A 9,767-nucleotide genomic window follows, 5' to 3' on the forward strand; every position below is an offset into this window, starting at 1 on the left:
CGATGATCTACAATAATGAATTGAGGACAGTCTTTAAAAATGCCGGCATCAAAAAGGTAGCGATCGTCGACGATGCCTTCGACCAGATCGACACGGGTAAGGTTCAGAGATCCGATTTTGTCGCCGTCCGCACGAAGGTCCGCGAGATGGTGGGGCAGAAGGAGTCGGAACCGCTCATAAAGCATCTCGAGAAGCGCCTGGGCAGGACGCATGCCGAGATCTTTGCCCAGCACGATGATGAAGACATGGTTGAGGCGCTGTGGAAGGAATATTCAGCCGAGGAGGCCGGCAGCCCGCTGGCCGAATTGCTCGCACCAATGTTTCGGATCATTGGCGTCGAAAAGAGCGATAAGCTGCGCCCATTGCGGATCCTGAAAAAGATGCTCATCGACGAGGCCAAGGCCTCTGTCGATGAGATGGATAGCACGACGCGCGCCGCTGACGTCGTCGGCTATGATCTGATCTTCCTTGATTATTACCTGGGCGACGAGATCCCGAACGGTGCCGATGCTCAGGTAGACGAGAAGCTGAAGATCGAAGCCCGAGACCGCTCAATCAACTTCCTCAAGGAGCTTGTCGAGCTGACACAGAAGGATGCCAAGCAACGCATCCCTCTTGTCATGTTGATCTCCTCGCTCGCCAAGCCGGAGCATCTGCCAGATTTCCGCTCCGGCGCCAAAATGCTTGCCAGCAAAATGGCTTTTCTTCCGAAGGAATATGCCGAAAAAAACGCGGCGCGAATGCAGCATACGATTATCGGCTTGGCACAGTTTCGCGGTCAGGCCGATGCTCTTTGGGCGTTCTTGGAGGAATGGAAGCAAAGCGTTGACGCCGCCGCCGATGACATGATGTCGTCCCTGCGAGAGCTGGATCTTCCGGACTATTCTTACCTGCAGGAATATCGTCTGACGGCTGAAAAAACGCCGCTCTCGCAATACATCAGCTCGCTCTTCAGCGGTCGCCTTGTCGATATGGTCGAGCGCGAGATGGAGAAGCGGCAGGCCTCTGCACGGTTGAGGGAGCTGAAGCTTCCGCAGGCCATTCCTGGCCGCGTTTCACCAACCGCCGCCATTACCGATCTCTACAGCTCGTTGACGACAAGTCAGGTCCCGATTGCTGAAGGTGATTTCAAGCCGAAAGCTTGGGCCGGCGATATTTTTATCGATCTCGCGACCTATAATGACGCGTTCGGCACGACGCTCGCGGTCAAAAAAAAGCGCAAGAACATGCCAAGCGTGCTCGCGGTGGTCACGCCGGCCTGCGATCTCATTCCCGAACGTTCGAAGGAAAACCCGCTGCGGATGGTGACGATGGTTGGCGGAGATCTGGTGGCCCTGTCAGACGTCGATGCGCCAACAACGCACCTTCTGATGTTGAACAAGAAGCCGTATGCCATCAAGTGGAATACCAAATGGCCATTCACTGTCGGGATAGACAGCATGAAAACGACGGAAGCCCTTGCTGGCCGTTACAAATGGGCGGCTCGTTTGAGGGACCTCCATCATGCGGAACTTCAGCACATGTTATTTGCTGATGTCGGTCGAGTAGGTGTTCCAGTGTCCCCCGTCATGTCGGAATATGTCGGTGTAAGGATCCTGGCCAAGACCGGCCGCGAGGAAGCTACGGACGGCTACGAGACCGTGGTCGATCTCAATACAGGCGTTCAGCCCGCCTGGACGTTTGCAACACAGAAGGGGAGGGCCTTCTGTCTGCGTGACGACCTGGCCTGGTCGGTCCGGGAATGGGTCCAGTCCCGAAGCGAACAGTTTCAATCGAAAAAAATGACAAGGCTCCTGGAAAAATCCGGTCAAGCCGGGTTCTTGAGCGACCTTCATCGCCCAATTATATTCAAGGGCACCTCAAGCAAGGCGAGCACGCCAAACACCGACGCGGTCGTTTATCTGCGTTGCAAGTCGCTGTCGGAAATCGACCTCAAGAAGCACAACCATGACTTCATCGTTGCCTTCGTGAAAGCCAAAACCGTAGAGCCCGAACTCGAGCAGAAATTCGAGATCCAGCCGATCGATCCGTCGCTGGTACTCTGAATTCGGTCAGGGGCTAAGATCCTCGGTGCCGCAGGGCACCGTTCAGATAGAGCAGACCAGGCAGCCATCGCGCAAGTGACTGTCGTCTTCCACTTCCAGCCCGCCCAAGGTCTCGACGAGCGCAAGCGATTTGCGACTCGCGCGCTTCTTGGCTTGGCTTTTCTCCCAGTCTGCCTTGATCTTTGCTACACGCTCGGGTCTTGCCAGTTCGCGAAGAGACTCATTCTGGCACCAATAGAACTGGTCTCCGAATTGAACTGCGCGCTCTTCATAGGCTTGCGCCAGCTCGAAGTAGGTCGGGTGTGTTTCCAGAAGCCTGACCCATTCTATCTTCTGCTGGTAAAAGCAGAAGTAGCATCCGGAGCGTGATCGACCCCAATCCATGTAAGGAGGCAGGCCCAGGCCGGAATCCTCGAGAATGCGGATGATGTCCGCGCGCACCAGACCGTCGTCCTGGAAGGGATAGACAGCAAGTATATTAGGTTTCGTGCTGATGTAGCCTGAGCGATTTTCGTCGGCCCGCAATCCTACATAGTTGATGACAGGGCCGTCGCCGACATAGCTTTCGAAAGGCTTGAGCTTGAGCATCTTCGTGCACCAGCGCCGGTGGTTTGACGGCAGCATGCCTCTGTAAACCGTCAGCCAGTGATCAAAGCTGTCGGTCGGTGTCGTGCGCACGATCGGCTTACCCAGAATGGCCTCCAACCGGCCGATATAGTCGTAGGTTTCCGGCAGCTCCTTGTCCGTGTCATGAAAAATGTACTCGATCTCTGGGACACGATCGCGCAAATAGATTGCCAGCGCGGCGCTGTCCTTGCCGCCGGAGAGGCTCAGGATATGACGAGGCTCTTCGCCTCCGAACGAGGCAGAAATTCTGTTTCCGTAGTCCGTGATCATGAAGGAATTTTGCCTCTGGAATGATCCTGGTCAGCTGCCTTCTGCGAGGCCGTATCCTTGATCTTCTCAAGTTCCTGCCAAAGCAGATTAGCCAGAATCTGAACGCGCTGGGTCTCACCCTGAGGAAGCCGCTTCTCCAGCGCGTCGAGCGCATCCTGATCGGCCCGGTCGAGCGCAACGGGATGAAGTACCTTGACGAGATCGCGACCGTCACCACGTGTGAGGTTAAGCCGGATCGCATCGACGTCGGGACGGTCCTCTGAGGTCGAGAAGATCGTGCTTTCGACCTTGTCGAATATTTCCGCCAGTGCGCCGATTTCTTCGGTGAAACGGGCTTCGTCACCCGGCAGCCAGCGGGCTGGCGGCTTGGCGACCACGAAGCTTGCAAGCGATTCCGCCCAGGCTTGTTCATTCAGGGCCGGATCGCGAAGTCGCAATGCGAACGCCCGGAGCCGCGGCTCTCGCGCCGCCAGGGATACGCGTGCCCCGCGTGAAGCTATGGCGACGCGGTCAAACTGCCTGGGATCCTGTCCGATCGCCGAGCTTGTACTGTGAATGATCCGTTTGATGAGTTCACCATACGTGTTCTGCAGCTCCTGGACAGCATCCGTAAAGCGGGCCATGAACTCTCCAACATGGGCACCTCCGGATTCTTCGTTGAAGCTGGGCAGCCCGCACGCTTGGGGCAGTTCGGTGAACAGAAGGGTTGCCGGTTCGCGCGCCGATAGCAACGCATCGCGGACGGCCAAGGTCGTCGGAGACAGCGCCTTTGCCTTGCGGGTATAGTCTGGAAGTTTGGCAGCGAACTGGCAGAGCTCGGTGACGACGTCCAGCAAGACTGGCTGGCGTCCCTGTACGCCGTTCGCGAACAGTTTGGCGAGACGATCGAATACTTCGGAGCGAACACCCTCTACGCTGCAGTGCTGGATTTCGAACGTCTTCGGCGCCTTGATAAGGCGCAGGAATTCCATCGAGCCGCACTTCGGCAAGAATGTTCCGTTCTCATATAATGCCAGTTCATGCCCGTGCAGTTTCAATACGAGAGCGAGCAAGATTGGAGCCAACCCTTCGCGCACCCCGTAGGGCCGTCGACCTAGCTGCTCGAGCAGCGCCGAAATCTCGACCCTGCATCCTCTTGCATCGCGAACCTGCTGCAAGATGAACGTGAGACTTGGTTGCAAGTGCAACTTGTCTGCGTCTCCAGACGGGATCTGCAGATGGTAGTCGTCGCCATCTGATACATGCAGGGATCCACGCTTCAGAACGGACAAATACATCGACTTCTCGGGAGGCGACTTTCTCTCATCGATTCCGAGATTGGCTTTGTCGGGCGAATTGAACATGCCTTCGATAAGACGCATGCGAGCTGAGGCGGCCGCGCTGCTCAGGACGTTGCGGTTGACGAGCTCGTTCGTCACGCGCGGCGCCAACGGATAGAGTTTGGCGCAGAGATCGGATACGATCTTTGCTGGATGGACCTCAACTGCGAGCTCCTTACCCAGATGTATCCACCGAAGCGGCCCGGCTGCGTTTTCCGCGGTGAGCATCGAAAACCGCGTCATCAAGGCCTGGCGCGCCCGTGCCACTTGGCGGTGGACCTCCGCGGCGGCGAAATCGTCGCTCGCCAGGTCTGGCGTGTTGGCTTCTACCCATTGCCAGATCATTAGGTCTTGCAGGTACGCCGAGAGATGCCAGAGCGGCGGAAGCAAGCCGATCAGGAGCGCAGGATCATCCGGCGCGTTTTCCATCATCAGTTTGCGCAACGCGTGCAACTGCTCCTTCTGGTCTGCCAGCACAAGAATGATCAGGCCGTCAGCCTGGGTCGGACGGTCGACAGCCTTTGCGAAATCATCCCCGAGCGCATACCGGAGCTCGAAGTAGCGCATGGTGCCGGTTTCGAGGTAATGCCGGCGCGCCAGCACCATCTCGGGCTCAATGAGCGTTGCCAGTGCCGGGGCGACAGTTTCTATCGTTCCCACGGCACGTTTTCCTGCTTCGACGGCGGCAGGAAGATTGACACTGAGGCTTGGCCACAGACGCAGGGCACCTCCGTCGCGGCGCTCAAAAAGAACTCCACGCGCGACAAGGTCGTCAACGACGGCCCCCAGGGACTTTGCGCCGTCGAGAACCAGCGCCGCCGCCAAGCTCCGCCGCGTTGGAACTAGATCGTCCGCGTCCAGGAGGTTGAGCAGACCGACAGCTTTCAGAACCTTGACTTCGGGAGCAGTCGCATCGGCAAGGCCGTCGATAGTCGCGACGATCCTCAACCAGGAGGACTGTACATTTGGCGACGACAGGCGATGGCCAAACGAGGTTCGCACATAGCTGTAGAAGTCTGCAAGGTCGAACCATGCGGTACCGACAGGGCGCGCCTCTGCGAAGGATTGAAGCGCCATTGGTTCGGAGGACAGCAGAAAACCGAACAAGGATCTCTCGCTTTGTCCGAACTGGGCGAAAAACCTGACCATGGCCGGCAGGACGGCAGGATGCAGAGGATAGAGTGCGGCCGGATCGACGTCGAAAGACTTGGCTGCGATCCAGCCGATACGTTCTGCATCGCCGACGGCCTTGCGTGCCTGCTTCACTAGCTCCGTCGGCAATCGTTTGACATCGATACCCAAGGCGCCGGCTGCGAGCGCAGCGGTATGCACGAGGGGCTGATCGAAGACAATTTCCTCAAAACGCCCGGCGACCTTGTCCCACTCGTGACGCAGTGAAGCGGGCAACCGCTCCGCGTAGGCCTGAAACCCTTGATGAAGGACGCCCACAAGCAAAAGGGGGTGGTCCCCGCTTCGGGAGGCGAGTTCGGCCAGCCTTTGCAGGGCAAAGACATCCTCATGGTCGGGATTGATTGCTGCGTATTCGAGAAGCTTGCCCAACTCGTCAATGATGAGGAGCACACCGTGATCGATGGTTGCTGCGCATTTGCAGAGTTGATTGAGTAGGTGCTCCAGCGAGCGGGCGGTTCCCTCGGTCTCACAGGCAACCAGCGCGGCTTCAAGACGCGCATTGGTGATCTCGTGCGCTGGGCCGGCCGACAGGCATTCGCGAATGCCGCGTGCCACAGCCCCGGCTATGTTTTCGCGACTTCCTGTGATGAGGACCGAGAGGAGCGGCTTTTCGCTCGGAGGAGCCGGATAGCCCAGTTGCTGGCGGATCCGTATGCTATCTTCGCCAGCCGGATCGCTTAAAAGCCGAGCAAGAACCAGTGCCATCGTTGACTTTCCGACGCCATAGTCGCCGGTCACGCGCCACGCTCGGCGTCTGGAACCCTGGCGAAGGCTGTCGAAAATGCGCCGCAGCGCTTGGGACATTGGAGGCGTTACGAAATATCCCTCCAATGCCTTCTCGTCGAGAAAATCCTTCTCGAGCTGGACCGAACGCAAGAACCGCCCCGGCGTCGAAAACAATGCGGCAATTGATCCCGTCAAGGTGTCAGCCATGCGACGTTATCCTGTTCTTGTAAATGAGGTCGGCACTTACCGATAGCAAATTATCTCTTGTTAACAACCCCTGGATGGCAGAAGGACGATAACCTATTCCAAATTCCTTCTGCTGCGACAGCCATTCCAGCCGGGCTCTGATATCTTCCTCCGGCAGCTTGAACACTTGCCCGGGCGCCCCGGGCGCCGATGTCACCTGTCGGACGAGCAAGGTCTTCTCCCCGACTGCGGTTCGGTCCCAATAATCGAGCAGGGCATAAGCGAAGAGTTCGTTCGTGATGTCCGGCTTGGCTTCCCGACGAAAGGCATAGACTGCTTCCCAGCGGCCGCCCTCGCTGCGTTTTTCACCGGTCTGCTGAAGAAGCCGAAGCTCGACAAGCGGTCCGTCGAGCGAATCCTCGATACCCACCCGAGCGGATCGTGCGGGCATATATGTATGCAGGAAAATATCAAGGTGCTGTCCCAAGGTCACACTTGAATGGGAGTAACCGAGCCGCTCAGACTGGCGCAGAAATGCTGCGAGCGCCTCAGATCGCGTGAACTCCGGATAGGGCCAGGAACCAATCAGGTAATGCCAGGCAAAAAGCGCAGGTGCGGCACCCGACGACATGTTCCAATGCAACAACCAAAGTGTCCGGACATCCTCAAGATAAGGATCATGGCCGCCGTCTTCAAAAATGGCTTGTGCTGTTGATGTCAGCACGTGGGTCCGGTCGGCTGTCGGTTTCGCGATCCCCATCACATCCACCCAGAACCGCAAAGACCGAACCATGTTTTTTCCGATGCCAAGCTCGACCATGGCAGCGTCTTCGTCGAAGAATATGCCGCTGTTCGCTTTGATTGCGCGATAGGCTTTGGGAAGCCAAGCGTACCGGCACGCAAAAGTCTCGTGGCCCGAAAAGCGAAATGGCGGCAGACCATCAGAGAGTGAGAGGTCAAGCATAGCTTTCTCCAGAAAGAGACGATCGGACATCGGCGATGGCATCTGCTATCAACGTGGCGGCGATCTTGACGTCATCGTTGCTGGTGGAGCGCCCCAACCCCATGCGAAGCGACGATTCGATCCGCGCAGCGTCAAGTCCCATGGCTCGTAGAACGTGGGACGGCTCCTGCGCACCACTGTTGCATGCCGATCCCGTCGACACAGAAACCTGGCCGCGCAAACGAAGTAGCACAATGTCATTCGGTGCACCGGGTGCCGAGACGTGAAGATTGTGCGGCAACCGATCCTTCTCGGAGCCGTTGACCACCAGGCCGGGAACGAGCGCTTGCAGCCGTCGTAGCAACAGATCACGCAGCAGCGCTAAGCGCCTAGACTCCTCATCGCCCTCCATCTCCATGATCTCGAACGCTCGTCCCATCCCGGCAATCCCGGGGACGTTTGGCGTCGCCTGGTGGGCTCCACGTAGACCGGTCAGGTGAGAAGGCTCAAAGTGACGCGAGATGAGCGCGCCAATTCCTTTTGGCCCATAGACCTTATGAGCACTCACGACCACGTAATCCAGATTGTCGCCCTCAGTGTCGATCTCCATCCGACCAACGGCCTGGGTCGCGTCGACCAAGATCTTTGCGCCGAATAGGTGCGACGCTGCCGCGACCTCAGTGATGGGATAGGTCGTGCCGACCTCGTTGTTCGCGGCCATGACACAAACCAAATCGAGACCAGAATGGAGGGCGGTTTCAAAGGCGGTCCAATCCAGCATCGCCTCGTCATTGACCGGCAGCCAGACCTTCGTGCATAGCCCCAGCCCCTCTGCACGCAGGACATAATCGATCACCGCCTTGTGTTCGACGGTCGAAAGGCCAACGCGAAGCGGCGCTTTGCCAGATGCGATTGCATGGGAGAGTGCGAGCTCTATTGCCTCGGTAGAACCTGAGGTGAAATGGACATCGGCTGGATCGGAGCGCAATAGCGAAGCCACACTGGCCTTCGATCGATCGACAATGCTGGCGGCTCTTTCCCCATGGAGGTTTTCGACCCCGTTGGCGTTCCCGTAGTCGTCGAGCATTGCGCGCGTGACAATGTCAACCACGCGAGAGTCGACCGGCGTGGTGGCGTGGTGGTCAAGATAGATCATCGCATTTGATCGCGAACTGACAGCGCGTTCTCGCGCAGGATCAGACATGCGACACCGCCCTAACCGCGGCAGTACCGGGATTCGCAGCTCGGCGAATGGATATTTCCACATCGTATCCCAAGTGGACCATCCACTTAAGAAGTTGCTCGGCACTGACACTATCGGACCGGCCCGACAGCAGCTTCGAAATCGTTGGCTGATCGGTCGCGCACAAGCGCGCCGCCCGCGACTGACTGATCCCGTCGGACAGGAGAACTTTGCTCAGGAGGCATTTCAGTTCGGCTCGAAGAGTCGAGGCGACTTCGAACGGCGGGTCGGTCGGCTTCGTCGCCGTCTGCTTCACGGTCATCGGTTGCTTTCGATTCGAAAATCTGCTGGCAAACTATGGTGAGATTTCCATGGGTTGATCAACCCTTATTGTCTGCGAATACAGATTTTTACACCATTTGTGCCGCCAGTACTCAGCCGATCGATCCGCTACGGAATTGACTTCCGATCCGAACACGATTCCACTACAGGCCTGCTTGATTCGACTTCGACAACGATCAGCTCAAGCGTCATGGTGTTTCATGAGCGACCGCCAAACTGCGCTCTATTATGATGATAATGCAACGGCTTACGCCGCTGCAACGATGGGCCTGTCGATGGATGGTCCAGTTCGGGCGTTCATGGCCGGCCTCCGGAAGGGAGCCGGGATCGTCGACATCGGCTGCGGAAGCGGCCGGGATCTACGGACTTTTCGTGAAGCCGGTTATCAGGCGGTCGGTCTTGACGTTTCGGCAGGACTGGCCGGTTACGCCGCACAGGTGTCGAAATGCCCGGTCGTTGTGGGTGACATGCTACAGCTGCCGTTCGCTAACGCTTCATTTGAGGGCGCCTGGGCGTCGGCATCTATTCTTCACATCAACAGGGCGGACATGCTCACTGCTCTTGGCGAAATCAGGCGGGTGTTGCAGCCAAATGGGTTATTATTCTGCTCCCTGAAGCTCGGATCGGGAGAGGCTCGAACATCCGACCGACGGTTCTTCTCTTATGTGATGCCGGAGGAATGGAAGGATCTGCTTCACAAGGCAGGGTTTCGTGGATCCGACCTTGATGTCGACCACCTGCCATCACCTAGGACGGGGGAAAGATGGATAAGGTCGTTGTCGCGCACAAATTAGTGGTCGCTGCAGTTGTCGTCATGTTCGCTGTAGCATCGATGAGCATAGAGCTGGCTCGGGAAATCTGCACAGCGGGGATAAGTGGAGTTTCTGCCTGACTTCGGCTTAGATGCCGGGAACAGGAGAGACCATGACGAGACG

Annotated in this window: 7 protein-coding genes; 2 read left to right on the top strand and 5 right to left on the bottom strand. The window is 57.6% G+C overall.

The window, feature by feature from the left end; translation table 11 throughout:
• Positions 1-2 precede the first annotated feature (2 nt).
• Positions 3-2,045, top strand: coding sequence for a hypothetical protein (locus EV665_RS27965; RefSeq protein WP_133036627.1), 2,043 nt, complete (start codon positions 3-5; stop codon positions 2,043-2,045).
• Between the two features lie 42 nt (positions 2,046-2,087).
• Here EV665_RS27965 and EV665_RS27970 read toward each other — a convergent pair whose 3' ends face one another.
• Genes EV665_RS27970 through EV665_RS27990 form a run of 5 tightly spaced genes read right to left on the bottom strand, consistent with a single transcriptional unit; the run spans position 2,088 to position 8,812 of the window.
• Positions 2,088-2,942, bottom strand: coding sequence for a phosphoadenosine phosphosulfate reductase family protein (locus tag EV665_RS27970; RefSeq protein ID WP_133036628.1), 855 nt, complete (start codon positions 2,940-2,942; stop codon positions 2,088-2,090).
• Positions 2,939-6,385, bottom strand: a complete 3,447-nt coding sequence (locus EV665_RS27975) for an ATP-binding protein (RefSeq protein ID WP_133036629.1) — start codon at positions 6,383-6,385, stop codon at positions 2,939-2,941. The genes EV665_RS27970 and EV665_RS27975 overlap by 4 nt, the downstream gene beginning before the upstream one ends.
• A complete protein-coding gene (locus EV665_RS27980; RefSeq protein ID WP_133036630.1) occupies positions 6,378-7,328 on the bottom strand; it encodes a DUF4007 family protein in 951 nt (316 codons plus the stop codon). The genes EV665_RS27975 and EV665_RS27980 overlap by 8 nt, the downstream gene beginning before the upstream one ends.
• On the bottom strand, positions 7,321-8,463 hold the full coding sequence (locus tag EV665_RS27985) for a cysteine desulfurase family protein (RefSeq protein ID WP_162853186.1): 1,143 nt from the start codon (positions 8,461-8,463) through the stop codon (positions 7,321-7,323). The genes EV665_RS27980 and EV665_RS27985 overlap by 8 nt, the downstream gene beginning before the upstream one ends.
• Before the next feature lie 40 nt (positions 8,464-8,503).
• Positions 8,504-8,812, bottom strand: coding sequence for an XRE family transcriptional regulator (locus EV665_RS27990; RefSeq protein WP_133036632.1), 309 nt, complete (start codon positions 8,810-8,812; stop codon positions 8,504-8,506).
• Positions 8,813-9,032: 220 nt separating this feature from the next.
• Here EV665_RS27990 and EV665_RS27995 point away from each other — a divergent pair, with 220 nt between their 5' ends.
• Positions 9,033-9,626, top strand: a complete 594-nt coding sequence (locus EV665_RS27995; RefSeq protein WP_133036633.1) for a class I SAM-dependent methyltransferase — start codon at positions 9,033-9,035, stop codon at positions 9,624-9,626.
• Positions 9,627-9,767: the final 141 nt, after the last annotated feature.

The sequence above is a fragment of the Shinella granuli genome, from assembly GCF_004341885.1.
GTDB classification, from domain to species: Bacteria; Pseudomonadota; Alphaproteobacteria; order Rhizobiales; family Rhizobiaceae; genus Shinella; species Shinella granuli.

Bases quoted from the DNA above. Each gene is read 5' to 3' on its own strand.
- EV665_RS27990 (WP_133036632.1), bottom strand. From the start codon at position 8,812: ATGACCGTGAAGCAGACGGCGACGAAGCCGACCGACCCGCCGTTCGAA.
- EV665_RS27980 (WP_133036630.1), bottom strand. From the start codon at position 7,328: ATGCTTGACCTCTCACTCTCTGATGGTCTGCCGCCATTTCGCTTTTCG.
- EV665_RS27975 (WP_133036629.1), bottom strand. From the start codon at position 6,385: ATGGCTGACACCTTGACGGGATCAATTGCCGCATTGTTTTCGACGCCG.
- EV665_RS27965 (WP_133036627.1), top strand. From the start codon at position 3: ATGATCTACAATAATGAATTGAGGACAGTCTTTAAAAATGCCGGCATC.
- EV665_RS27995 (WP_133036633.1), top strand. From the start codon at position 9,033: ATGAGCGACCGCCAAACTGCGCTCTATTATGATGATAATGCAACGGCT.
- EV665_RS27985 (WP_162853186.1), bottom strand. From the start codon at position 8,463: ATGATCTATCTTGACCACCACGCCACCACGCCGGTCGACTCTCGCGTG.
- EV665_RS27970 (WP_133036628.1), bottom strand. From the start codon at position 2,942: ATGATCACGGACTACGGAAACAGAATTTCTGCCTCGTTCGGAGGCGAA.